General features: G+C 59.7%; 17 protein-coding genes and 1 pseudogene. 8 read left to right on the top strand and 10 right to left on the bottom strand.

The window, feature by feature from the left end; genetic code table 11:
- The first annotated feature begins 45 nt into the window (after positions 1-45).
- Both AACY02_RS11275 and lpxH read left to right on the top strand, forming a co-directional pair.
- A complete protein-coding gene (locus AACY02_RS11275) occupies positions 46-552 on the top strand; it encodes a peptidylprolyl isomerase (protein ID WP_042559899.1) in 507 nt (168 codons plus the stop codon).
- Positions 549-1,259 (top strand): annotated as a pseudogene (lpxH, locus tag AACY02_RS11270) (UDP-2,3-diacylglucosamine diphosphatase); the annotation flags it as partial. The gene AACY02_RS11275 and the pseudogene lpxH, both read left to right, overlap by 4 nt.
- Positions 1,260-1,313: 54 nt before the next feature.
- Here lpxH and AACY02_RS11265 read toward each other — a convergent pair.
- The 8 genes from AACY02_RS11265 to AACY02_RS11230 all read right to left on the bottom strand — a co-directional run bounded on the left by AACY02_RS11265 (position 1,314) and on the right by AACY02_RS11230 (position 13,966).
- On the bottom strand, positions 1,314-2,843 hold the full coding sequence (locus AACY02_RS11265; RefSeq protein WP_339432001.1) for a DHA2 family efflux MFS transporter permease subunit: 1,530 nt from the start codon (positions 2,841-2,843) through the stop codon (positions 1,314-1,316).
- A gap of 143 nt (positions 2,844-2,986) precedes the next feature.
- A complete protein-coding gene (locus AACY02_RS11260; protein WP_339432000.1) occupies positions 2,987-4,189 on the bottom strand; it encodes an HlyD family secretion protein in 1,203 nt (400 codons plus the stop codon).
- Between the two features lie 15 nt (positions 4,190-4,204).
- Positions 4,205-5,674, bottom strand: coding sequence for an efflux transporter outer membrane subunit (locus AACY02_RS11255; protein ID WP_339431999.1), 1,470 nt, complete (start codon positions 5,672-5,674; stop codon positions 4,205-4,207).
- Entirely contained in the window at positions 5,664-6,146 is a 483-nt protein-coding gene (locus AACY02_RS11250; RefSeq protein ID WP_339431998.1) for a MarR family winged helix-turn-helix transcriptional regulator, read from the bottom strand. Before AACY02_RS11250 ends, AACY02_RS11255 begins: the two co-directional genes overlap by 11 nt.
- Before the next feature lie 263 nt (positions 6,147-6,409).
- Entirely contained in the window at positions 6,410-7,732 is a 1,323-nt protein-coding gene (locus AACY02_RS11245; RefSeq protein ID WP_339431997.1) for an HdeD family acid-resistance protein, read from the bottom strand.
- Positions 7,733-7,850: 118 nt separating this feature from the next.
- Positions 7,851-11,525: a translocation/assembly module TamB domain-containing protein gene (locus AACY02_RS11240; protein WP_339431996.1), complete on the bottom strand. Its 3,675-nt coding sequence runs from the start codon at positions 11,523-11,525 to the stop codon at positions 7,851-7,853.
- Positions 11,522-13,249, bottom strand: coding sequence for an autotransporter assembly complex protein TamA (locus AACY02_RS11235; protein WP_339431995.1), 1,728 nt, complete (start codon positions 13,247-13,249; stop codon positions 11,522-11,524). Before AACY02_RS11235 ends, AACY02_RS11240 begins: the two co-directional genes overlap by 4 nt.
- Before the next feature lie 66 nt (positions 13,250-13,315).
- Positions 13,316-13,966, bottom strand: coding sequence for a GNAT family N-acetyltransferase (locus AACY02_RS11230; RefSeq protein ID WP_221730419.1), 651 nt, complete (start codon positions 13,964-13,966; stop codon positions 13,316-13,318).
- A 241-nt stretch (positions 13,967-14,207) separates the two neighbouring features.
- On the opposite strand from AACY02_RS11230, the gene xthA reads away from it, so the two are divergent.
- Together xthA and AACY02_RS11220 are read left to right on the top strand one after the other, a co-directional pair.
- The gene (gene xthA / locus AACY02_RS11225; protein WP_339431994.1) at positions 14,208-15,020 is read left to right on the top strand and encodes an exodeoxyribonuclease III; all 813 of its coding nucleotides are present in this window, start codon (positions 14,208-14,210) and stop codon (positions 15,018-15,020) included.
- Between the two features lie 187 nt (positions 15,021-15,207).
- Positions 15,208-16,542 (top strand): phosphate ABC transporter substrate-binding/OmpA family protein, encoded by a 1,335-nt coding sequence (locus AACY02_RS11220; protein ID WP_339431993.1) that lies wholly within the window; start codon positions 15,208-15,210, stop codon positions 16,540-16,542.
- A 68-nt stretch (positions 16,543-16,610) separates the two neighbouring features.
- Here AACY02_RS11220 and AACY02_RS11215 read toward each other — a convergent pair whose 3' ends face one another.
- Positions 16,611-17,840 carry an acyl-CoA dehydrogenase gene (locus AACY02_RS11215; protein ID WP_221730422.1) on the bottom strand — a complete coding sequence of 410 codons (1,230 nt, stop codon included), beginning with the start codon at positions 17,838-17,840 and terminating at the stop codon, positions 16,611-16,613.
- Positions 17,841-18,011: 171 nt separating this feature from the next.
- Between AACY02_RS11215 and AACY02_RS11210 the strand changes: the two genes are divergently transcribed.
- The 3 genes from AACY02_RS11210 to AACY02_RS11200 all read left to right on the top strand — a co-directional run bounded on the left by AACY02_RS11210 (position 18,012) and on the right by AACY02_RS11200 (position 20,382).
- Positions 18,012-18,941 (top strand): LysR family transcriptional regulator, encoded by a 930-nt coding sequence (locus AACY02_RS11210; protein WP_339431992.1) that lies wholly within the window; start codon positions 18,012-18,014, stop codon positions 18,939-18,941.
- A gap of 73 nt (positions 18,942-19,014) precedes the next feature.
- Positions 19,015-19,416, top strand: coding sequence for a MerR family transcriptional regulator (locus AACY02_RS11205; RefSeq protein ID WP_339431991.1), 402 nt, complete (start codon positions 19,015-19,017; stop codon positions 19,414-19,416).
- A gap of 66 nt (positions 19,417-19,482) precedes the next feature.
- The gene (locus tag AACY02_RS11200; protein ID WP_339431990.1) at positions 19,483-20,382 is read left to right on the top strand and encodes a hydroxymethylglutaryl-CoA lyase; all 900 of its coding nucleotides are present in this window, start codon (positions 19,483-19,485) and stop codon (positions 20,380-20,382) included.
- Positions 20,383-21,047: 665 nt separating this feature from the next.
- On the opposite strand, the gene AACY02_RS11195 is transcribed toward AACY02_RS11200, so the two are convergent.
- Entirely contained in the window at positions 21,048-22,745 is a 1,698-nt protein-coding gene (locus tag AACY02_RS11195; protein ID WP_339431989.1) for an AMP-binding protein, read from the bottom strand.
- Between the two features lie 294 nt (positions 22,746-23,039).
- On the opposite strand from AACY02_RS11195, the gene AACY02_RS11190 reads away from it, so the two are divergent.
- The gene (locus AACY02_RS11190; protein ID WP_339431988.1) at positions 23,040-24,203 is read left to right on the top strand and encodes an isovaleryl-CoA dehydrogenase; all 1,164 of its coding nucleotides are present in this window, start codon (positions 23,040-23,042) and stop codon (positions 24,201-24,203) included.
- The last annotated feature ends 2 nt before the right edge of the window (positions 24,204-24,205 follow it).

The raw sequence follows: 24,205 nt of genomic DNA, 5'->3' as shown, positions 1-24,205 counted from the left end.
TGCAAATGGCCCATACCCACGAATTCCTTATAAAGAGTAGCGATCATGACTCAAGTAAAACTGACCACTAATTTCGGTGACATCGTCATCGAGTTGAACGAAGAAAAAGCCCCGATCACCGCGGCCAACTTCATCGAATACGTTAAAAAAGGTCACTACGAGAACGTCGTGTTCCACCGTGTGATCAAAGGTTTCATGATCCAGGGCGGCGGTTTCGAGCCTGGCATGAAGGAAAAGAAAGACAAGAGCCCAAGCATTCAGAACGAAGCTGACAACGGTCTGAAGAACGAGAAGTACACCCTGGCCATGGCTCGCACCATGGACCCGCATTCGGCATCGGCCCAGTTCTTCATCAACGCCACCGACAACGGCTTCCTCAACCACACCGCCAAGACCGCTCAGGGTTGGGGTTACGCGGTATTCGGTAAAGTGGTTGCGGGCTTCGACGTTGTCGACAAGATCGAAGGCGTTTCCACCACGTCCAAGGCAGGCCACCAGGACGTACCAGCAGACGACGTGATCATCGAGAAAGCCGAGATCATCGAAGCGTGATACTGCTGATTTCAGACTTGCATCTGGAAGAGGAGCGCCCGGACATTACCCGGGCGTTTCTGAGTTTGCTCGCCGGACGCGCCCGCTCGGCGAGTGCGTTGTACATTCTGGGCGACTTCTTCGAGGCGTGGATTGGCGACGATGCCATGACGCCCTTCCAGCGTTCCATCTGCCAGGCCCTGCGCCAATTGAGCGACAGCGGCACGGCCATTTTTCTGATGCACGGCAATCGCGACTTCCTGCTCGGCAAGGCCTTCTGTAAACAGGCCGGCTGCACGCTGTTGAAGGACCCGAGTGTCGTGCAATTTTACGGTGAGCCGGTGCTGTTGATGCACGGCGACAGTCTTTGCACCCGCGACGTCAGCTACATGAAGCTGCGCCGCTACCTGCGTAATCCGATCACCCTGTTCATCTTGCGCCATCTGCCGCTGAGCACACGCCACAAACTGGCGCGCAAACTGCGAAGCGAAAGCCGGGCGCAGACGCGGATGAAGGCCAACGACATTGTCGATGTCACGCCGCAAGAGATTCCGCGGATCATGCAGGCGTTTGGCGTGAAGACCCTGATTCACGGGCACACCCATCGGCCGGCGATTCATAAGCTGCAGCTCGCCGAGCAGGCGGCGAAGCGGATTGTGCTGGGGGACTGGGACCGTCAGGGTTGGGCGTTACAGGTGGATGAGAATGGGTATGCGCTGGCGCCGTTTGATTTTGCGCCGCCGCCAGCCCTGCCCGCTCCCACATTTTTGACCGCGTTCTACTTAGTGCCCGCTGGCAGCAGGCCCCGCCTTCGCCGCAAACGGCGGCTTCGCCAGCCACACAATCAGAATCAACCCCATGAACCCCCAGCCCAGCAGCGTGAAGTAATCCACGGTGGAGAGCATGTACGCCTGGCTGGTCAGCACATGGTCGAGTTGCGCATACGCCGGAGCACTCGCCCCGCCCAATTGATTCAACGCCTCCCGCGTCGCGGGCTCATAGGTGCTGATGCTTTCACTCATATAGGCATGGTGTTGATCGGCCCGGCGAATCCAGATCCAGGTGGTCAGCGACGCCGCGAAGCTACCGCCCAACGTTCGCAGGAATGTCGCAAGGCCCGCGCCGTCGGCGATCTGGCTCGGCGGCAAGTCCGACATCAGAATGCTCAAGGTCGGCATGAAGAACAGCGCCACGCCAATGCCCATGAACAGTTGCACCAGAGCGATGTGCTGGAAGTCCACCTCGTTGGTAAACCCGGCGCGCATGAAGCAGCTCAGGCCAATCGCCAGAAATGCCAGCCCGGCCAGTAAACGCAGGTCGAACTTGTGTGCGTATTTGCCGACAAACGGCGACAGCAGCACCGGCAGAATCCCGATCGGCGCCACGGCCAGCCCTGCCCAGGTCGCGGTGTAACCCATCTGGGTCTGCAACCATTGCGGCAGGATCAGGTTGATGCCGAAGAACCCGGCGTAACCCAGTACCAGCACCAGTGTGCCGATGCGAAAGTTGCGGTGGGCAAACAGCCGCAGATTGACCACCGGATGCTGGTCGGTCATTTCCCAGATGACGAACACCGCCAGCGCGATCACTGAAATCGCCGCACCAATAATGATGAAGTTCGATTCGAACCAGTCCAGGTCATTGCCCTTGTCGAGGATCACCTGCAACGCGCCGACCCCGATGATCAGCGAGATCAGCCCGACGTAGTCCATCGGCTGACGGCTGGTTTCCACCGGACGCTTGGCCAATTGCGAACGCACGACCATCACCGCAAAAATCCCGATCGGCACGTTGATGAAGAAGATCCACGGCCAACTGTAGCTGTCGGTGATCCAGCCACCGAGAATCGGCCCTGCGATCGGTGCAACCACCGTGACCATTGCCAATAATGCCAATGCCATGCCTCGCCTGGCGGGGGGATACACGGCGATCAACAGGGTTTGCGTCATCGGATACAGCGGCCCGGCGACTAGCCCCTGCAACACGCGAAAGCCGATCAGTTCGGGCATCGACGTGGAAATACCGCAGAGAAACGAAGCCAGCACAAACAGAAGGGTCGCCCAGAGAAACAGCGTCACCTCGCCGAAACGCCGGCTCAACCATCCGGTCAGCGGCAGCGCAATGGCGTTGCTCACGGCAAACGAGGTGATCACCCAGGTGCCCTGCTCCGAACTCACCCCCAGGTTGCCGGAAATCGTCGGCAACGCCACGTTGGCGATGGTGGTATCGAGCACTTGCATGAAAGTCGCCAGCGACAGGCCGATGGTGCTGAGCAACAGGCTGGGCGGCGTAAAAGAGGCGTTATTGCTCATCGCGAATCCTTTGAAACCTCAATAGCGTTACACCCGCCCTTGTGGGAGCGGGCGTGCTCGCGAAGGCGGCCTGTCAGACAAATCAATCTTGAATGGCACACCGCTTTCGCGAGCAAGCCCGCTCCCACAGGGTCAGTGGTGGATCAGCGTTGCGCGGTTTTGCTGACCGCGGCGCTGTTGTCGTGGATCAGTTGCGCGATCATTGCGTCGGCTTCGGCCAGTTGACGGTCGTAGACGTTGGTGCTGAAAGACGCTTTTTGCGGCGATTGTTGAGCCAGTACCGGGCCGCTCTGGTCATGCAGATTGACCTCGACAGAGGTCGACAGACCGACGCGCAGCGGGTGCTTGGCCAACTCTTCGGCGTTGATGTGAATGCGCACCGGCACACGCTGAACAATCTTGATCCAGTTACCGGTCGCGTTCTGCGCCGGCAGCAGAGCAAACGCGCTACCGGTACCGGCGCCGAGGCTGTCGACGGTGCCGCTGTATTTCACGTCACTGCCGTAGATGTCGGATTCGATATCCACGGGCTGACCGATGCGCATGCCGCTCAGTTGGGTTTCCTTGAAGTTGGCGTCGATCCACAGTTGATCCAGTGGAATCACCGCCATCAGTGCGGTGCCCGGTTGCACGCGTTGGCCGAGTTGCACGGTGCGCTTGGCAACGTAACCGGTGACCGGCGCGATCAACGTGCTGCGGGCGTTGGTCAGGTAGGCCTGACGCAGTTGCGCGGCAGCGGCCATCACGTCCGGGTGCGACGACACCACGGTGTCATCGACCAGCGCGCTGGTGGTTTTGAGTTGCTGTTTGGCATTGGCCAGGGCGTTTTGCGCCGAGGTCAGATCGTCGCGGGCGTGGGACAGTTCTTCTTTGGAAATCGCCCCGCCAGCGGCGAGATTTTTCCGGCGGTTGTAGTTGTCCTGAGCCTTTTGCACTTCGGCCTGTTGCGCGTTGACCTGGGCTTTCATGCCATCGACGTTGCTGTACAAGCCGCGCACCTGACGCACGGTGCGGGCCAGATTGGCCTGAGCACTTTGCAGGCCGACTTCGGCGTCGTTCGGGTCGAAGTTGATCAGCACCTGGCCTTCGTGGACCAGGTCGCCATCATCGGCGCCAATGCTGACCACGGTGCCGGTGACCAGCGGCGTGATTTCAACGACGTTGCCGTTGACGTAGGCGTCGTCGGTGCTTTCGTTAAAGCGCCCGATGAATTCGTGATACGCCCAGACGCCGCCACAGGCGACAAGGACGATAACAGCCAGCACCAGCAGCATGACTTTGCGCTTGCGTGGATTGCCGGTGTCCGGGGTGTTGTCTTGAGCTTGGGTGTTTTGGGCAGTGGCCATGACAAATACCTTGAATTAGTTGTACGGCGTGGCTGGGGTGGCGTTGGCTGCGGTCATGTTTTCACTCTGGAAGCCGCCGCCCAGCGCTTGCATCAGTTGAATCGACAGATCGATCTGCTCGGCATTGAGGTTGGCCAACTGACGCTGGGCCTGGAGCAATTGCTGCTCGATGCTGAGCACGTCCAGGTAGTTGCCGATGCCGGAACCGTAACGCTGGACCACGGTGTTGTAAGAATCCCGGGCGATGTCGGTGGCGTGTTGCTGCGCACCGATCTGCCGGCCGATGTCACGCAACTGGTTGATCGTGTCGCTGACATCGCCCAGTGCTTTGACCAGGCTTTTGTTGTACTGCGCCACCGCCAGGTCGTAATCGGCGTCACGCGCATCGAGGTTGGCGCGCAGTCGCCCGCCATCGAAGATCGGCACCGAGACAGTCGGCGCAATGCTGAAGAAGCGACTGGCCGAACCGAACATCGCGTCACCCAACAGGGACTCGGCACCGGCCGAGGCCGTCAGGTTGAGGTTGGGATAGAACCGGGTTTTCGCCGAGTCGATGTCCTTGCTCGCCGCTTCTACACGCCAGCGCGCAGCGACCAGATCCGGGCGACGACCGAGCAGTTCCGCCGGCAGCACCGAAGGCACAGCCACGGCGCTCGCTTGCAGGACGTTCGGGCGGGCGATTTCATTGCCGCGATCCGGGCCTTTGCCGAGCAAAACCGCCAACGTGATTTTCGCGCTGTTCAGGCGTTTTTCCGCATCGATCAGGCTGGCTTCGGAACTGGCTTCCAGGCTTTGGGTTTGCTGGAACTGGTATTGGCTATCGATCCCGGAACTCAGGCGACGCTGGCTCAGGTCAAGCATTTGTTGGGTGCGCTTGAGGTCTTCGCTGGCCAGGTCATAGACGATGTGTGCCTGACCGAGATCGCTGTAGGCCCGGGCCACGTCGGCGGCGAGGGTCAACTGCGCAGCCTGACGGTCGACTTCGGCGGCGCGGGCCTGACCGAGTGCGGCTTCCCAGGCGTCACGCTGACCGCCCCACAGGTCGAAGTTGTAATTGAAGCCGGCGCTGACGTTGCGCACCGTCGAATAAGCCCCACCCTGCCCCAGCGGATCCTGATCCTTGGCCAGGCGCGAACGGCTGATGCCGGCGCTGGCGTCCAGCGTCGGATAGCGCGCGGCATCGGCGGCATACGCGGCGGCGCTGGCCTGATGGGCACGGGCTTCGGCGATCTGCATGTCCGGGCTGTCGTGCAGCGCTTCGCGGATCAGGCCATCGAGTTGCGGATCGCCAAGGCTGGTCCACCAGTCGCTTTTCGGCCAGGCGGCCGGCGACAGGGTCACGCCGCTGAGGGACTGGCTGGCATTGAGGCTTTTCGCATCAAGGCGTTTGCCCTGAGTGTCGAGGCCGCTGTAGTTGGCGCAGCCGGCGAGGATCATCGCCGACAGCACCAGCGTCAGGCTGCTGCGTAGGGTTTTACCGCTCATTGTGTTCACCTAACCGCTGGAGGGTGATCGGGTCACCGGCTGCCAGCAGAATTTTCTTGAGGATGTATTCCAGGGTTTTCAACTCGTCCGGAGTGACGGCGCCTGCCAGTTCATTCATCGCATCGGCGCCGATGTGCGGCAGGCGATCGGCCAATTGCTGGCCTTGCTCGGTGAGTTTGAGTTGCACCTGACGGCGATCACCTTCGCTGCGTTGGCGGGCCAGGAAGCCTTTCTGCTCCAGACGATCGAGCATGCGCGTCATCGAACCGCTGTCCAGCGACAGATGCCGGCAGAGCTCGGCCGGGGTGTCGACGCCAAATTGGGCCATGATGATCAACACCTTGAACTGCGCGGCGGTAATGCCGTGGGGTTCCATGTGGGTGTCGATGATCCGGTCTTTGAGCAGCGCAGCACGGCCAAGCAACAGGCCGAGGTGGCAGTGTTTGAATTCGTCCGGGGTGAAATGCTTCATGTGTTCACCTAATAACTGCCTAGGCAGTGAATGTATGTCGAGATGTTACTGCCTAGGCAGCGAATGTCAACGTAATAGTTAGGTTGCTTTGTAATTAGTTGACCAGTGGACTGGGGTTTTGCGCGCCTTCGCGAGCAAAGTCGCGCCCAAAGAGGATTTCGCGTCGAACGCAGATCCAGTGTGGGAGCGGGCTTGCCCGCGAAGGCAGCGACTCGTTTTGAGAAATGAAAGCGATCCAGAAATCCGGCTTATAGGGAGGCCGATCAGGACTCGTCGGAAGGATGGGCAGGCGCTGGCGGTTGCACCGGATGCACCTCGCGCCCCCGCAAGGCCGTCAGCGCATAGCCACAAGCACGCTTGGTCACCGCGTAAATGCTGTGCCAGCCCGGTGGCGCCGGCTCGATGGCGGCATGCAATGCCCGCGCATAATCGAGCACCAGCCCGGGGGTCCAGGCCATCACCTCGGCACGCTTGCGCACTTGAGCCGCCACCCAGAACTCGGGGCTGATGATGACTCGGACAAAATCGAGCATGCTTGAATGCCCCCGATTCATCGCCCCTTCAAGGGCCGCTTCGAGACTGTGGGCAACGGCACTGGAGCAATTACGGCTGGTGAGGTTATAAGTGCCGTTCTGCCGATATTGCGCCCAGAACGCATTCAGCCGTCGGGCATCATAGTGGGCAAAACTGACCTGAACCGAAGATGGGCACCAGTCAGCCACCTCGCTCGCATAGTCCGGCAGAAACCTGCCGGCGACATCATTGTTCGGCGTCGCCCGAAGCAAGCGCACGAAATCCCCCGCTGAACGATCAATGTCGTCCTGCGGGTAATGGCTGATGTAGATATCCGGGCCACATTCCAATGCCGCGTGGCCGGCGGAGATCACGCCGTTGATGTCGACCGCTGCGATATAGCGGTTGAGCAGCCGGTTGCGCACCAGGGTGTCATCAACGGTGCCGCTGGGTGTCCAGACGTGGATCACCAGCGCGGCGCTGCATGCCGGCGCACTGACCGAAGCAGGGCTGACCGGCGACTGCCAGTTTTTAAAGCGCAACGCCTGCCGCAAGAGCGCGCAGCCCGAGAGAAAAACGCTCATGCCGATGCAGAACGGTACCGTGCCCTTATAGAGCGTCGGATACGGTTCAAGGATGAACAGGCCAAAGCCGATTTCGAACAACCCCGTCAGCAGGGACACTTGCCAACCGACAAAACGCACCACCAACGCCGCTGCCAGCCGAAAGCCCCCGTCGAGCAAAAACGCCACACCAAACAGCACCGCCAGAATCAGGCCAGCGGCGTGTTGTCTGTCGACGATCAGCAACCCCAACACCAGAAACGCCAGACCTCGCGCCTTGCGCAAAGCGGCTGCGGTCCCGGTTCGAGGTGCCGGCACAAACAGAATGATCAGGGCTTCGAGCAACAACAGATAGCCGAAGAGATGCAACGGGAAATACAGAACGCCGTCCAGCGCATCAATGAAGATGGCCACACCGGCAGCCCCCCAGACAATGCCCGTCAGCGCCAGCGCAGACCAACGCTTGCGGACAAAATCGCTACCGAGCAAGACCCTACTCAAGCGAACCATATGCACCCCTGTTATCTTCGGGCAGCCTTATACCGCAAAGCGTTCGAGTTGCGGTGAGTCTAATTCATTCTGGAAAAGCCGGATCGCAGTGTCGCGACCCGGCTATGGGCAACGCGAGCTAGAAATCGCGCTTGTAGAAGATATCCAGCGAACTGGCGACACCGCTGGCGGCTTCGACATAAACCTTCTTGCTCAACTTGTAGCGCAAGGCAATGGTGCTGGCCGGTTCAAACACGCCAACGCCGTAGCGCAAACTGAGCTTCTCGGAGATGTTGCCGCTGGCCACCACACTGGTGGTGGTGCCGCTGCCCTGGGTGTCGAGCTGGAAGTCCTGAATCCCCAGGTCTTTGGCCAGACTGCTGGTCACCCCGGAACTGCCCATCAAGCCAAGGCCCAACGCCGCTTGCGCGAGCATGTTGTTGTCCTCACCGCTGGTGCTCAGCGGACGCCCCAGGACCAGATAGGACAGCGCCTGCTCCTGGCTCATCGCCGGTTCCGAGAAGATCTGCGTGGTCGGTTGCTCAGCACTGCCGCTCAGGCGAATACCGGCGATCACGTCGTCAGTCTGGCGAATCGCTTCGATGTCCAGATACGGCTGATCGATGGGACCTGCAAACAACAGACGCGCACGCCGCACCGTCAACCGCTGCCCATAGGCGCGGTATCTGCCATCGTTGAGCCACAACTCGCCACGCGTGTCCATGTTGTCGTCGATGTGCACACGCCCTTTCAGGTTGGCCGTGAGGCCGAACCCGGCGAAGCTGAGTCTGTCGTCACCGACCACCACGTCAATGTCCATTTTCATGGCCATCGGCGGTTTGCCCTCTTCGGTCTGCGCGCCGACGATGATCGTGTCATCAGAGACTTTTACCGTCGATGGCGGCAATTCACGCACGGTGATTTCGCCTTTGGGCACCAGCACCTTGCCGGCAATCTTCAGCTCGTCGCCCGCCATGGAAATCTTCAGGTCCGGCGCCACTTCGAGCTTGGCGTACGGTTCGACGTTAACGGGTAACTGCATACCCTTGAGCGCCAGATCGACCATGAGTGCCTGGCCCCAGGCAACGTTGCCATTGAGACTGCCCTGCCCGGACTTGCCGCTTTTCCAGCCGCCGTCCAGGCGTATCGATTCCCCGGCGATGACCGCTTGCAGTTGCAGATCCTTGAGTTCCATCGGCAATTCGGCACCGGACACTTCGCCCTCACTGAGCTTTACCGTGCCGTTGACCAGCGGCGCCAGCAGCCCACCGGATATCGTGCCGCTGCCGTTGAGGTGGCCGGTGAGTTTCTCGACCATGGGTACAAACGGCCGCGCCACCGACAGATCCAGCCCGGTGAGACGGAAGGTACCGCTCAGGGGTTTGTTCTTCGGCAAGGGATTGAGCTGCGCCTGCACACCCAATTCACCAAGTTTGCCGCCGACGAAGTTGAGGTCGGTGTCAATGCGCTTCGGTGTGAGTTTGCTGGTGAGCTTGAGGGTCTGGTAAGGGAAATCCAGCCACTGATCCTTTTCACGCACGCGCAAGGTGCCGCCGCTGGCATCGACGCTGATCACACCGTTCGGGCCGCTGGCCGGCAGGTCCAGTTTTAGATCGGCGTTGAGCTTGCCCTGCCACGCGAAGTCCTTGGGCAACCACTGCGCCAGGCTTTCAATCGGGAACTGCTTGAGGTGGTAGCGCAGCTTCGGATCGGGCATCAGCCGTTGATCCTCACCGCACAGGCTGGCGCTGCCGGACACCCAGCAATGCGCGCCAAAATTGATTTTGCCGTCGGCCAATCGTTCCAGCCTGGCTGGGGTTTGCAGCTTCCAATCCTGGCCACCGGCCTGAATGTCACCGCTGGCCAGGCGTCCACGCCAGTTACCCTTGTCCAGATTGCCGTCCAGGCCCAAGGCCAGCTTCAGCTTCGGTCCGAGCAGGTCGAGGCTGAGTTTCTGGTTCTTGATGTCGCCCTGAGCGCTGGCGGTCAACACGCCCAGATTGGTATCGCCGGCCTGAATGCCGCTGCCCTTCAGATCGATTTTCGCCCGCTGTGCACTGTCGAGCGTGGCGTCGAGGTTGAGGCTTTGCAGGCGATTGTCCTGGAAGGCCAGTTGCGAACCTTGCAGGCCGAGTTTGCCTTGCGGCGCTTTCAAGGTGCCGGCGACGTTGACCTGACCGTTGACCTGCCCGCGCAGTTGCGGCCAGAGCTGGGCCAAGCGCGTCAGCTTGATGTCGATCTGCCCGGTGAGTTTCTCTTGCAGGCTGCCCTTGCCGTTGATGCTGTTGTCGCCGAGACGGATGTGCAGGGCATTGAGGGTCCACTGTTCGCCAGCACCGTCAGCCTTGGCTTGCAGCACGGCCGGTTGGCCACGCAGTTTGCCTTTGAGATCGAGGTCGGCGGTCAGGCTCAGGCGTTCGTTCTTCAATTCACCTTTGCTGTTCAGCGGCCCTGCCAAGGTGCCCGGCAGTTCCGCGACCCAGTACGCCGGGTTCAACGCCGACAGGTCTAGCGCGGTGTCCCAGGCAATGCCATCGGCGAACTGCACGTTGACATGACCTTCGGCCTTGCCCTGCCCCGCTTCCATTTTGAATTGCGGGAGGGCGATCTGTTTGAGGCTGCCGCTGAACGGACTGCTCAGGCTGAACGCCCCCGCCGGGCCATCCAGCGCGGCGGCGAAATTACCGATGTATTGACCGTCGGTGTAGGAGACTTCGCCATTGAAGGTGCGCAAAGCGACTTCTGGCTCGTCGATCACCGGATAAAGCCGATGCCACGGAAAGTCCTGCCAATTGATGTTGGCCTGAGCGGTGATGCCTTTGCTCCAGTCAACACTGCCGGTCAGCTTGAGGCTTTGCTTGTCATTGGCGCTCAGGTCAAGGCCGGCGATTTGCGCGCCGCTGGCGTCGACCTTGCCTTTGAGTAACAGTGCCACCGGGCCTTGTTCGGCAGGCAGCGTCGCGTGACCGAGCAACTGGTAACCGTCTTTCAGGTTGCCTTCACCGGTCAGCAGCAGTTGATTGAGTTGCAGGGTGTCTGGCAGGTCGGCGCTCGGTTTGAACGCCTCGCTGGTGATGCGCACTGTGGCCGGCAGATTATCTGCCAGCGGTTGCAGCTCACCACTCAACTGGCCATCGAGGTAGCCACGGCTGTCGGCGTGCAGGTTGAGGGTCTTGAGCAAATCGCCGTCGACTTTCAACGCCAGTGTCCAGGGATCGCTACTCGGCGAAGGTAAAGTCAGATCACCGGCGATGTTCAGCGGCCAGTCGGCGGTCGGCTGCAACAGGCCCGACAGGTTCAGGCTGAGGTCGTCGCGCTGCAATTTCACGCTGTCGATCTGCAGGCCCTTGGCCGTCCAGTGCGCTGCCAGTTTCAGGCCTTTGAGTTGCTCGCTGCCGTTGAACAGCAAACTGCCAACCTCGACGTCGCCCAACTCGATAGCCACCGGCAATTGCAGATCCGGCAGTTTGATCGGGCCGCTTTCGGTGGTCTCTTCGCTCGGCGGGAATTGAAGGATGACCTGATCAGCCTTGAGCTGTTCGATGCACAACGTCATGCGGGTCAGGCACAGCGGTGACCAGGCGAAGATCGGTTTGTCCAGCTCGACACGACTGCTGTCCTGCTGCCACACCAGATGGTCGGCGCTCCATTGTCCGCCGAGGCGACCCTGGAAATTCTCCACGCTCAAGCCCGGCACCCGACTCAGCGCCCAACGGCTGCCAGCCTGCGTACCCAACACCGCAGCGATGCTCAAAACAATCAACATCACCAGCGCCAACAGGGCCAGCGCCGTTATTTTCAAACCACGCTTCACAGCTCAGGCCCCATGGAAAAGTGCAGCCGGAAGCCGCCATCGTCGTCCAGCGCGTGGGCCAGGTCGAGGCGGATCGGCCCCACCGGTGAAACCCAGCGCACACCGATGCCAACCCCGGTCTTGAGGTTCGGCAGTTCGAGTTTGTTGAAAGAGTTGCCCTGATCGACGAACGTCGCGACGCGCCATTTTTCGGCGACCGAATATTGATACTCCACGCTGCCGGCGACCATGTAGCGGCCACCGATGCGGTCACCCTTGGAGTTTTCCGGCGACAGGCTCTGGTAGTCGTAACCGCGCACACTTTGATCACCACCGGCAAAGAAACGCAGCGACGGCGGCACCGAGTTATAGCCATTGGTGGCGCTGCCGCCGACCTGCACGCGACCAAGGAAGCGATGCTTGTCGAACACCGTGGTCAAGCCTTTGACCAACGCGGTGCCATACAGAAGATTGTTGTCGGAGCCGACGCCCTCTTTCGCCACTTTGCTTTCAAAGGCCAGGCGATAACCGTTGTGCGGGTCGATGCGGTTGTCGCTTTTGAGGTACGAATAGCTGATGCCAGGCATCAGCAGGGTACTCAGGCCGGAGTCATCACCGAGTTCGTATTCTTCGCGCTGCCATTTCAGCGAGATCACCCGTTGCCAGCCGCTGGGCAACTTGCTGTGCCATTCCGGGCCGAAGGTCAACAGCTTGCTCGACGTGTCGGAGCCATCAATGTCTTCAAACTGATAACCGCCGGCCCAACGCAGTTTGTCGGTCAGCGGCGGGTCGAGTGGAATGTCATAGAACAGCCCGACGTTTTGCCGCGGCGCCGAGAGCTCGGCTTCCCAGCCGTAGCTGTCGCCCTGCGGATTGACCCAGTGGCGCGTCCAGTTGGCCTTGATTCGCGGCCCGACGTCGGTGGAGTAACCGAGGCCCAGGCCCATGGTGCGCGGCTTGCGGGTGTCGAGTTTGACGTCCACCGGGATCACGTCGTTTTTCGCAGCAGTCGGGGCGGCATCGACGCGCACGCCTTCGAAATAGCCACTTGATTGCAGATTGCGGTTCAATTCGGCGATCAACTCGGAATCGTACGGTTCACCTTCCTTGAACGGCACCATGCGTTGCAGCAGGTCTTCGTCGAACGGCGTGTCGCCCTCGAAACTGACGGTGCCCAGCGCATAACGCGGGCCGCTTTCGTAGATCAATTCGACGTCGGCAATCCCGGCGCGGGGATCCACCAAGAGTCTTTGACGGGTGAAGTGGCCGCTGAAAAAACCGAAGCGCGAGGCCTGATTCTGGATCAGCCGTTTGGCGTCTTCGTAACGGCCATGATTGAGTACCGCACCGGGCTTGAGCACGTCGCTTTTCGGCACACGAAAGGATTTGAGAGCGGCTGCGGGGCCGTCGACGCGAATGGTGACATTGCGCAGGCGAATCGGCTCACCGGGATCGATGTTCAGCACCAGGCGCGGTTTGGCCCCGCCCTTGACCTTACTTTCAATCTGCGGCTGGTAATAACCCAATGCCTGAGCGGCCTTGCGCGCCTGCTCTTCGGCGCCGCGACTGAAGCGCTGCAAGGCTTCTTCGTCACGGTCGCCCAAGCCGCCGATATACCCTTCTATATTGGCTTTGAGTTCATCGTTGGACGGTTTGATCCGCACATCCAATTCACTTTGCGCCAGCGCCGCGCAGCTGGTTAACAGCACGAGCACGCCACTGGTAAATCTTCCTGGAAACTTCATAGGCGCGGATGCTATCACGGGCTTGGGAGCGTGATAGAACAGGAAATTTCCCAAGAAGTTCGATTGTTATGCTGTTGCAGTTTGTAACAGCTGCGGATTGGCGTGGAAAAAAACATGTTCGCGCACCGGACCGACGGCAACTTCGCCAATTTCCTGATAACCCTGACGTTTATAGAAGTCCAGGTATCGCGGATTGCCGGTGTCGAGCACCACGCCTTGGGAGGTTTCGTCCACCGCGCACCAGTTGTGCACAGCCGTCAGCAATTGTTCGCCGAAGTGTTTGCCCTGGAACTGCGGATGAACCCCCAGCAGCGGCAGCATGTGCACCGAATCGCCGGGCACGCACGCGGACACGGCATCGTGATATTCCAGATAGCGCCGAGTGCAACGCAAACCGGTGCTGAGCACCATGCGCAGGCGCCACGCCCAACTGTCGGTGATGCCCAAGCGACGTTGCGGCGGCGCGATCAGGGCGATGCCGATCAAGCGGTCGTTGACCAACAGGCCAATGGCCGGCAGATCCTGCAGGAAGTGTTGCTTGACCAGTTCCCTCACCGTCGCGCGCACCCGCTGCTCATAGCCGGGACGCTCGGCTTCGAACAGGTAGCCGAAGGTCGGCTCGTGGCGATAGGCCTGATACAGCAGTGATCGGGCTTCGCGCGAATAACCGCGGTCGAGCATGTGGATGTCGGCGATGGCGGTCTGGGTTTCAGGCATGACGGTGATTCTCCCCGGGGCGCAGCTCAAATGGCTGCGCTCTTGTTGGTACGAACCTTTTGGTGTTGGCGCAGTTCCCCTCAGGTATAGACCAACTCGGGATCTTCATCGACTGGGCGGGCCTCTTCGCGAGCACGCCCAGGCAACACACATCCCACAGACCAGAATGATTTCTCCCACCCCACACTGGCCCCCATCCCACATGTCAGCTAGCATCGCCCTTTTGCTAGGACTGCCGACCATGAAGATTGTTTCCTTCAACATCAACGGACTGCGCGCCCGTCCGCATCAGCTGGCAGCGCTGATCGAAAAACATCAGCCGGACGTGATCGGCCTGCAGGAAACCAAAGTCCACGACGACCAGTTTCCATTGGAAGACGTGCGCGCCCTGGGCTACCACGTCTCTTACCATGGCCAGAAAGGCCATTACGGCGTCGCCCTGCTCTCGCGCCAGGAACCGATTGCCATCCATAAAGGTTTCGCCACCGATGAAGAAGACGCTCAGCGCCGTTTCATCTGGGGCACCTTCGCCGACGCCAACGGCGTGCCGGTGACGATCATGAACGGCTACTTCCCTCAGGGTGAAAGCCGCGACCATCCCACCAAATTCCCGGCCAAGCAGCGTTTTTACAGCGATCTGCAAGCACTGCTGGAAAGCCAGTTCCACAACGAACAGCCGCTGGTGGTGATGGGCGATGTGAACATTTCCCCAGAAGATTGCGACATCGGCATCGGCCCGGACAACATGAAGCGCTGGCTAAAAACCGGCAAATGCAGCTTCCTGCCGGAAGAACGCGAATGGATGGCACGCCTGAAAAACTGGGGCCTGACCGACAGCTATCGCCACCTGAACCCGGACGTGACCGACATGTTCAGCTGGTTCGACTACCGCAGCCGTGGTTTTGAAGACGAACCCAAGCGTGGCCTGCGCATTGACGTGATCCTGGCCTCCAACGGCCTGCTGCCACGGGTGAAAGCGGCGGGCGTGGACTATGAATTGCGCGGCATGGAAAAACCGTCGGATCATGCGCCGATCTGGCTTGAATTGAGCTGATCCCGGACATCACACATTCCCCTGTGTGCGGGCATGCTCGCGAATTCGGTGTATCCGTTGACGACAATCCAGCTGATACGCCGCCATCCGCGAGCACGCCCGCGCCCGGGCTGAGGCGCTGTAATCTTTTGGTCATGCGACTGACTTAATCTCCCCGGCAATCCCCTTGGCTTGATTCGGTGCCGGCATGATCCTGCGTGTTCTGTTCGTTTTTCTATTGAGTGCAGGGCTGACGGTCTCTGCCGCTGCCCTGCCGATACCCGAAAACGGCCCGGCGTTGCGCATTCAAGGCTCCAACACCATCGGCGCTGAACTCGGCCCGGCGCTGGTCGAAGGTCTCTTGCAGGAACAAGGCCTGCTGAAAATCCACCGCGAGCCCCCGGATACCGCCAACGAACAACGCATCGTCGGCCTGACCGCCCAAGGTAAACGCGTCGTGGTGGAAGTCGCCGCCCACGGTTCCAGTACCGGTTTCGCCGCGTTGAAGAACGCCAGCGCCGATCTGGCGGCCTCCTCCCGCGAGATCAAGGACAGCGAGTTGCTCAGCCTGCAATCGCTGGGCGACCTGAAAAATCCCGCTGCCGAGCAAGTCATTGCCATCGATGGTGTGGCGATCATCCTTCACCCCGACAACCCGCTGCAGCAACTGGACACCGAACAACTGGCGCGCATCTTCAGTGGCGAGGTGAAAACCTGGAAAGACCTCGGCGGTCGTGACGGCCCGATTCATTTATATGCGCGGGATGATCAGTCCGGCACGTACGACACGTTTAAGGAACTGGTCCTCAGCCCTCGTGGGAAAAATCTGAGCATTGAGGCGAAAAGGTTCGAATCCAGCGAGCAGTTATCCGACGCCGTGAGCAGTGACCCGCAAGGCATTGGCTTCATTGGCCTGCCTTATGTGCGTCAGGCAAAAGCCGTGGCAATCGCTGATGGCGCTTCGCAATCGATGCTGGCGCTTAACAATCTGATTGCCACCGAAGACTATCCGCTGTCCCGACGGCTGTTCTTCTATCTGCCGCCAGACAGCAAAAACCTGTGGGCGAGAGCGTTGGTGGCATTTGCGCAAAGCCCTCAGGGCCAGACGATTGTCGCCGCCAACGGCTTTATCAGTCAGACCGTGCGGGCGATGAGCGTCACTCCCAACTCGCTGATGCCCGAGGGCTATCAATCCCTGAGCCGCCACGCCCAACGTCTGACCGTGAACTTCCGTTTTGAAGAAGGTAGCGCCAGCCTGGATAACAAGGCGCGGCAAGATCTGGCACGGGTGCTCGACTATATAAAGGGTCACGACAAGACCGATCGCGCGGTAACACTGGTGGGGTTTGGTGATGCCAAGGATGACCCGGCGCGCGCGGATCTGCTGTCCAAATTGCGGGCGATGGCGGTGCGGCGCGAATTGGTCAAGAACGGCGTGGTATTGCGTGAGGTTCGTGGCTTTGGGGCGCTGATGCCGGTGGCGACCAACAGTGCCGATGAAGGCCGGATCAAGAATCGGCGAGTGGAGGTTTGGGTGTATTGAGTGCTCATTGGCACCTGCATTGACGTCTTCGCGAGCAAGCTCGCGAAGAACGATAACGCGGCGCGGGATCAGCGCTCGCTGCGCAGCATTTCCTTCGGCACATATTTGCCGATCTCGAACTTGCCGATCGCCGCACGGTGCACTTCGTCCGGGCCATCGGCCAGCCGCAGGGTGCGTTGCATGGCATACATGTAGGCCAGCGGGAAATCGTTCGACACCCCGGCCCCGCCGTGGATCTGAATCGCTCGGTCAATCACGCGCAATGCCACGTTCGGCGCGACGACTTTGATCTGCGCGATCTCGCTCTTGGCGACTTTGTTACCCACGGTGTCCATCATGTACGCCGCTTTCAACGTCAGCAAACGGGCCATGTCGATTTCCATTCGCGAGTCGGCGATTTTGTCGATGTTACCGCCCAGGCGTGCCAGCGGTTTGCCAAATGCCGTGCGGTTCACCGAGCGTTTGCACATCAACTCCAGCGCCCGTTCAGCCATGCCGATCGACCGCATGCAGTGGTGAATCCGGCCGGGGCCAAGTCGGCCCTGAGCAATTTCGAAGCCGCGTCCCTCACCGAGCAGGACGTTTTCGTACGGCACGCGCACGTTGTCGAACAACACTTCGGCGTGACCGTGCGGTGCATCGTCGTAGCCAAACACCGGCAGCGGACGGACGATTTTCACTCCGGGGGTATCGACCGGCACGAGGATCATCGAGTGCTGGGCGTGGCGCGGCGCATCAGGGTTGCTCAGGCCCATGAAGATCAGGATTTTGCAACGCGGGTCGCAGGCGCCGGAGGTCCACCATTTCTTGCCGTTGATCACCCACTCGTCACCATCACGCACAGCGCGGGCGGCCATGTTGGTGGCGTCGGACGAGGCAACGTCCGGCTCGGTCATGGCGAACGCCGAGCGGATCTCGCCGCGCAGCAGCGGTTCGAGCCAGCGCTGTTTCTGTTCTTCGTTGGCGTAGCGCACCAGCACTTCCATGTTGCCGGTGTCCGGCGCCGAGCAGTTGAACGGCTCTGGCCCCAGCAAGGAGCGGCCCATGATTTCCGCCAGCGGTGCGTATTCGAGGTTGGTCAGGCCGGCGCCGAGTTCCGACTCGGGCAGAAACAGGTTCCACAATCCTTCAGACTTGGCCTTGGCTTTGAGCTCTTCCATGATCGCGGTCGGCTGCCAGCGGTCGCCTTCGGCAACCTGGCGTTCAAACACGGCTTCGGCCGGGTAAACGTAAGTGTCCATGAACGCGGTCACGCGCTCACGCAGTTCTTGCACCTTGGGCGAATAAGCGAAATCCATGGGCAGTACCTTCTTTTTCGAGAGGTTGTTCAGGTCATGCAATCGATGCTAGAACAGCGTTGATAATTTACCTAGCCTATTCTCGGCGTGTATAAACATTCATCACCGATATATGATCCAGTGATCGTCAGCCCCTAAAACACCTGCCCTTAAAACAAGAGAAGCCGCGTTATGAATCTGAGCAAGGTCGACCTCAACCTTTTCATCGTCTTTGACGCGATCTACACCGAAGCCAACCTGACCCGCGCCGGGCAGATTGTCGGCATCACTCAGCCGGCGGTGTCCAACGCATTGGCGCGGTTGCGCGAGACCTTCAACGACCCGCTCTTCGTGCGTACGGCCCAGGGCATGGTGCCGACGCCGATGGCGCAGAACATCATCGGCCCGGTGCGCAACGCGCTGTCGCTGTTGCGAGTGTCGGTTCAGGAAAGCCGTATTTTCAACCCGGCGCAAGCGGCCAAGACCTATCGCATCAGCATGACCGACCTCACTGAAGCGGTGATTCTGCCGCCGCTGTTCCAGCGTTTGCGCCGACTGGCCCCGACAGTGATCATCGAAAGTTTTCTGTCCAAACGCCGGGAAACCACCAAGGAACTGGCGGCCGGGCGACTGGATTTTGCCGTCGATGCGCCACTCAACACCGACCCGCAGGTGCGCCACGTCAAGCTGATGGAAGACCGCTACGTCTGCGCGATGCGCAAGGGGCACCCGATGGCTGGCAAGGAAAAACTCAGCCTCGATGACTATCTGTCGCTGACGCATATCCACATTTCCAGCCGTCGCAGCGGCTTGGGTTATGTCGATCTGGCCCTGGGCAAAATGGGCATTCAGCGCAAGATCGCCCTGCGCTCCCAGCACTACCTGATGGCATCCCAAGTGATGCAGCAGACCGACATGGTCATGACCGTGCCGGAGCGTTTTGCCCGTCGGCATGAACTGCATGCGTTTAATTTGCCGGTCAACGATGTGCCGCCGGTGGAGACTCACCTGTATTGGCATGAAAGCACCGATCAGGACCCGGCCAACCGCTGGATGCGCGAACAGATGATCGAGTTGTGCCAGCAGGTGACGGCGCATGAGAAAAAACTGGATAAGGTGTAAGGCATTGCGTCGCTTGACGTAAACGTAAAGCAGCCATTAGCTTAGCGCCAAGCCCCTATTTCCGAGCGCTTTCATGAGCAGCCAGACCTACAGCATTTCCGACCTCGCCCGTGAACTGGACATCACCACACGGGCGATCCGCTTTTATGAAGAGCAAGGCCTGCTCAGCCCCGAGCGCCGAGGCCAGGAACGCATCTATTCGCCACGCGACAAAGTCAGCCTGAAGCTGATCCTGCGCGGCAAGCGCATCGGTTTCTCGCTGGCCGAATGTCGCGAATTGATCGAGCTCTACGACCCGTCCAGCGGTAACACCAAACAGCTCAACAGCATGTTGGCGAAAATCAGCGAACGCCGCGAACAGCTAGAGCAGCAGTTGCTCGACATCGAACAGATGAAGCTGGAACTCGATACCGCCGAAGAACGCTGCGTACAGGCACTGGAGCTGACACTCAAGAGCCAGCAGATAGCGCAGTAATTGAACACAACATCTCCCCGCTCCCACGAGGGGGTCATCTCGAATTCAAAAGAACAGGTCCGCCCAATGTCCCTCCCCTCCGAAGTACGCCTGATCGAAGTCGGCCCTCGCGATGGCCTGCAGAACGAAGCCCAGCCCATCAGCGTCGCTGACAAGGTGCAACTGGTCGATGCCCTGAGCGCCGCAGGTCTGGGCTATATAGAAGTCGGCAGTTTCGTCTCGCCCAAATGGGTCCCGCAGATGGCCGGTTCTGCCGAAGTCTTCGCGCAGATCCAGCGCAAACCCGGCGTGACCTACGGCGCACTGGCGCCGAACCAGCGCGGCTTCGAAGACGCTATCGCGGCCGGGGTCAAGGAAGTCGCGGTGTTCGCCGCCGCGTCCGAAGCGTTCTCGCAGCGCAACATCAATTGCTCGATCAGTGAAAGCCTGGCGCGGTTTGCCCCCATCATGGATGCGGCGAAACAACACGGCGTTACCGTGCGCGGTTACGTTTCCTGCGTGCTTGGCTGCCCTTATGAAGGCACGGTCGCGCCAGAGCAAGTGGCCATGGTTGCCCGGGAGTTGTACGCCATGGGCTGCTATGAAGTATCGCTGGGCGACACCATCGGCACTGGCACGGCTGGCGCGACCCGGCGTCTGTTCGACGTGGTGTCGGCACAAGTGCCACGGGACAAACTCGCCGGGCACTTCCACGACACTTACGGCCAGGCCATGGCCAACATCTACGCCAGTCTGCTCGAAGGCATTGCGGTGTTCGACAGCTCTATCGCCGGACTCGGCGGCTGCCCTTACGCCAAAGGCGCGAGCGGTAACGTGGCGACCGAAGACGTGGTGTACCTGCTCAACGGCCTGGGGATCAAAACCGGTATCGACCTGGACGCCTTGATTGACGCAGGCCAGCAGATCAGCGCGGTGCTCGGTCGCCCGAGCGGTTCGCGTGTGGCCAAGGCACGTAGCGCACAGTAATGAGGGACGGTGTTACCGCGGTGTCGCCAATGTGGGCTTAAACGAGTAACACGGAAACAAATTGTCTGGCTTTGACAGAACGAAAAAAACAAGAGAAACGCCAAGCTATTGATTTATATAGCTTTTTTAAAGTTGGCACGCGTTCTGCTATCTCTATGGCATAACAAGAATAAAAAGCAGCAAACCAATAAAAATAAGACGTACCGACTCTGACATAACAAGAACAACACGGCAGAGACGCAGCTAACAGATTTTTTTGGAGAAGGTGTGCTTTTCAGGGTGCTCTCAGGAGTGACCCGCAACCGGGCAGAGAACAATAAAACTACCTTCAGGTAGCTCCCGAATCGGTTGGATCGTTTAACGAGAAAGCAAATCAGCGCTCAAAAAAATACGTTTGCTCTTGACCCCGGATGGGGGTCGCCAAAAAAGCGGTAGAAGGCCACGGTTGCTAAAAACAACAACAGACCGAGCCTCAATAATAAAAAGAGCACGCGACGACAAAATTAAAGGGGAGCCTCGGCTCCCCTTTGTGCTTTCTGCCATTCTTGTTTCACAACCGACCTTTTGTGGAAGCGGGCTTGCTCGCGAAGGCGCAGGTTCCGTCGACACCTATGTTTCTGACACTGCACTATCGCGTGCAATCCTGCCCCCACCGTTGAATGTTTTCAGGCCTGCTTTTCTCTCAACTCCTCGATACTGATCTCGCGCATCCTGAATTTCTGGACCTTGCCGGTCACCGTCATTGGAAACTCCTCCACGAACTTGAAGTGCCGCGGCGTCTTGAAGTGCGCGATGCGCTCCTTGCACCAGGTTTGCAGTTCCAGCTGCGAAGCGCTGTGACCGGGATGGAATTTGATCCAGGCGACGATCTCTTCCCCGTAACGCGAACAGGGAATGCCGATTACCTGCACGTCCGCCACTGCTGGATGGGTGAAGAAAAATTCTTCCAGCTCGCGCGGATAAACGTTTTCGCCACCCCGGATGATCATGTCCTTGTTACGCCCGGCGATGTTCACGTAACCCTCGTCATTCATGCTCGCCAGATCGCCAGTGTGCATCCAGCCCGCGTCATCGATGGCCTCGGCCGTGGCTTGCGGGTTGCCCCAGTAACCGAGCATTACGCTGTAACCGCGAGTGCAGAGTTCGCCGATGGTGCCTCGGGGTACGAGGTTGCCAGCCTCATCGATGATCTTGCTTTCCAGTTGCGGCTGGGTGCGGCCGACGGTGGTCACGCGCAGTTCCAGTTCGTCATCTGGACCGGTTTGCAGCGATACCGGGCTGGTTTCGGTCATGCCATAAGCGATTTGCACTTCGCTCATGTGCATTTCGTTGATCACCCGACGCATGATTTCAATCGGACACGTGGCGCCAGCCATGATCCCGGTGCGCAGGCTCGACAGGTCGAACCCGGCGCGCTGCGGTTGATCGAGCATGGCAATAAACATGGTTGGCACGCCGTACAGCCCGGTGGCTTTCTCTTCGGCGACGGTTTGCAGGGTCAATAGCGGATCAAAGGCGTCACTGGGGTAAATCATCGTACTGGCGTGGGTGATGCAGCCCAGGTTGCCCATGACCATGCCGAAACAGTGGTACAGCGGCACCGGAATCACCAGCCGATCAAGGGGCGTCAGGCCAATACTTTCGCCGACCATGTAACCGTTATTGAGGATGTTGTAGTGACTGAGGGTCGCGCCCTTGGGAAAACCGGTGGTGCCGGAGGTGTACTGGATGTTGATGGGTTGATCCAAGTGCAGGCTGTTGCTGCGGTCGCGTAATTGCTCCAGGGGGACACTGGCTGCCAGATCGGCCAGTTGCGACCACGGCAGAAAACCTGAGGGCGGCTGCGCATCGAGACTGATCACTCCGCGCAAATCCGGCAGGCGCTCGCTGCGCAACTGGCCGATGGATTGCTCGGCCAGTTCCGGCGCCAGCCCCTGCACCATGGCGTGGTAGTTGGAGGACTTGAACGACCCGGCGCAGACCAGCCATTGGCAGCCGGATTGCTTCAATACGTATTCAAGTTCGGAGCTGCGGTAGGCCGGGTTTATGTTGACCAGGATCACACCGATTTTTGCCGTGGCGATTTGCGTGATGCACCACTGCGCGCCATTCGGCGCCCAGATACCGAGGCGGTCACCCGTCTGCAATCCCAATGCGAGCAAGGCCCGGGCATGCAGATCCACGGCCTCCCCCAGTTGCCGCCAGGAATAGCGCGACTGCTCATGACGCACCACCAGCGCCTCGCCGTCCGGGTATTGCGCCACAGTCTGGTCGAACTGCTGACCGATGGTCATCGCCAGCAAAGCTTGCTCCTGGGAGCCGCGAGTGTAGCTGCGCTGCGGGTTTGCACTGGGTTGATCCATGATGACCCCTATTGTCTTTATTAGTGGGTTTACCGGAGTTCTATTTTTGATGGGAGCGGGCTTGCTCGCGAAGGCAGTGTGTCATTCAACCAATATGGCGACTGAACCACCGCCTTCGCGAGCAAGCTCGCCCCACAAAAGACAATCCGTTTTCGATCTTGAACGACTCCTACTCTCGCTCAAGTTGACGTTAACGTAAAGGGTGATTGACAGTCATTCATCGCAGGCTTACGTTAACGTAAAGGTGAGAGCCGACCGCCCTCCCCACCCTACAAAAAAGCCAAAAGGTGACCCATGAGCTACCCATCCCTGAACTTCGCCCTCGGTGAAACCATCGACATGCTGCGCGATCAGGTTCAGTCCTTTGTCGCCGATCAGATCGCCCCGCGTGCTGCGCAGATTGATCACGACAACCTGTTCCCGGCCGACATGTGGCGCAAGTTCGGTGACATGGGCCTGCTCGGCATCACCGTGCCGGAAGAATACGGCGGTGCAGGCCTGGGTTATCTGGCGCATGTGGTCGCGATGGAAGAAATCAGCCGCGGCTCGGCCTCGGTGGCGCTGTCCTACGGTGCGCATTCCAACCTCTGCGTCAACCAGATCAACCGCAACGGCAACCACGAACAGAAAATCAAATACCTGCCCAAGCTGATCAGCGGCGAGCACGTCGGTGCTTTGGCGATGAGCGAGCCGAATGCCGGCTCCGACGTGGTTTCGATGAAGCTGCGCGCCGACAAACGCGGCGACCGCTTCGTCCTCAACGGCAGCAAAACCTGGATCACCAACGGCCCCGACGCCAACACCTACGTGATCTACGCCAAGACCGATCTGGAAAAAGGCCCGCACGGCATCACCGCGTTCATCGTCGAGCGTGACTGGAAAGGCTTCAGCCGCAGCAACAAGTTCGACAAGCTCGGCATGCGCGGCTCCAACACTTGCGAACTGTTTTTCGATGACGTCGAAGTGCCGGAAGACAATATCCTCGGCGCCCTCAACGGCGGCGTGAAAGTCCTGATGAGCGGCCTCGATTACGAACGTGTCGTGCTGTCCGGCGGCCCGACCGGGATCATGCAATCGTGCATGGACCTGATCGTGCCGTACATCCACGACCGCAAGCAGTTCGGCCAGAGCATCGGCGAATTCCAGCTGATCCAGGGCAAAGTCGCCGACATGTACACCCAACTGAACGCCAGCCGTGCCTACCTCTATGCAGTGGCTCAGGCTTGCGAACGCGGTGAAACCACGCGCAAGGACGCCGCTGGGGTGATCCTCTACACCGCCGAGCGCGCCACGCAAATGGCCCTCGACGCGATCCAGATTCTTGGCGGCAACGGTTACATCAACGAATTCCCGGCTGGCCGCCTGCTGCGTGACGCCAAGCTGTACGAAATCGGCGCAGGCACCAGTGAGATCCGTCGCATGCTGATCGGTCGCGAACTGTTCAACGAAACCCGCTAAAC

It is taken from the genome of Pseudomonas sp. EA_65y_Pfl2_P78 (assembly GCF_963970495.1).
Classification (GTDB): domain Bacteria; phylum Pseudomonadota; class Gammaproteobacteria; order Pseudomonadales; family Pseudomonadaceae; genus Aquipseudomonas; species Aquipseudomonas baetica_A.
Note: the sequence above shows the minus strand (reverse complement) of the source record. Positions and strands in the feature narration are given on the sequence as shown.

Excerpts from the sequence above, each read along its gene's own strand:
- AACY02_RS11275 (WP_042559899.1), top strand. The coding sequence starts at position 46 with ATGACTCAAGTAAAACTGACCACTAATTTCGGTGACATCGTCATCGAG.
- AACY02_RS11265 (WP_339432001.1), bottom strand. The coding sequence starts at position 2,843 with ATGAGCAATAACGCCTCTTTTACGCCGCCCAGCCTGTTGCTCAGCACC.
- AACY02_RS11260 (WP_339432000.1), bottom strand. The coding sequence starts at position 4,189 with ATGGCCACTGCCCAAAACACCCAAGCTCAAGACAACACCCCGGACACC.
- AACY02_RS11255 (WP_339431999.1), bottom strand. The coding sequence starts at position 5,674 with ATGAGCGGTAAAACCCTACGCAGCAGCCTGACGCTGGTGCTGTCGGCG.
- AACY02_RS11250 (WP_339431998.1), bottom strand. The coding sequence starts at position 6,146 with ATGAAGCATTTCACCCCGGACGAATTCAAACACTGCCACCTCGGCCTG.
- AACY02_RS11245 (WP_339431997.1), bottom strand. The coding sequence starts at position 7,732 with ATGGTTCGCTTGAGTAGGGTCTTGCTCGGTAGCGATTTTGTCCGCAAG.
- AACY02_RS11235 (WP_339431995.1), bottom strand. The coding sequence starts at position 13,249 with ATGAAGTTTCCAGGAAGATTTACCAGTGGCGTGCTCGTGCTGTTAACC.
- AACY02_RS11230 (WP_221730419.1), bottom strand. The coding sequence starts at position 13,966 with ATGCCTGAAACCCAGACCGCCATCGCCGACATCCACATGCTCGACCGC.
- xthA (WP_339431994.1), top strand. The coding sequence starts at position 14,208 with ATGAAGATTGTTTCCTTCAACATCAACGGACTGCGCGCCCGTCCGCAT.
- AACY02_RS11220 (WP_339431993.1), top strand. The coding sequence starts at position 15,208 with ATGATCCTGCGTGTTCTGTTCGTTTTTCTATTGAGTGCAGGGCTGACG.
- AACY02_RS11215 (WP_221730422.1), bottom strand. The coding sequence starts at position 17,840 with ATGGATTTCGCTTATTCGCCCAAGGTGCAAGAACTGCGTGAGCGCGTG.
- AACY02_RS11210 (WP_339431992.1), top strand. The coding sequence starts at position 18,012 with ATGAATCTGAGCAAGGTCGACCTCAACCTTTTCATCGTCTTTGACGCG.
- AACY02_RS11205 (WP_339431991.1), top strand. The coding sequence starts at position 19,015 with ATGAGCAGCCAGACCTACAGCATTTCCGACCTCGCCCGTGAACTGGAC.
- AACY02_RS11200 (WP_339431990.1), top strand. The coding sequence starts at position 19,483 with ATGTCCCTCCCCTCCGAAGTACGCCTGATCGAAGTCGGCCCTCGCGAT.
- AACY02_RS11195 (WP_339431989.1), bottom strand. The coding sequence starts at position 22,745 with ATGGATCAACCCAGTGCAAACCCGCAGCGCAGCTACACTCGCGGCTCC.
- AACY02_RS11190 (WP_339431988.1), top strand. The coding sequence starts at position 23,040 with ATGAGCTACCCATCCCTGAACTTCGCCCTCGGTGAAACCATCGACATG.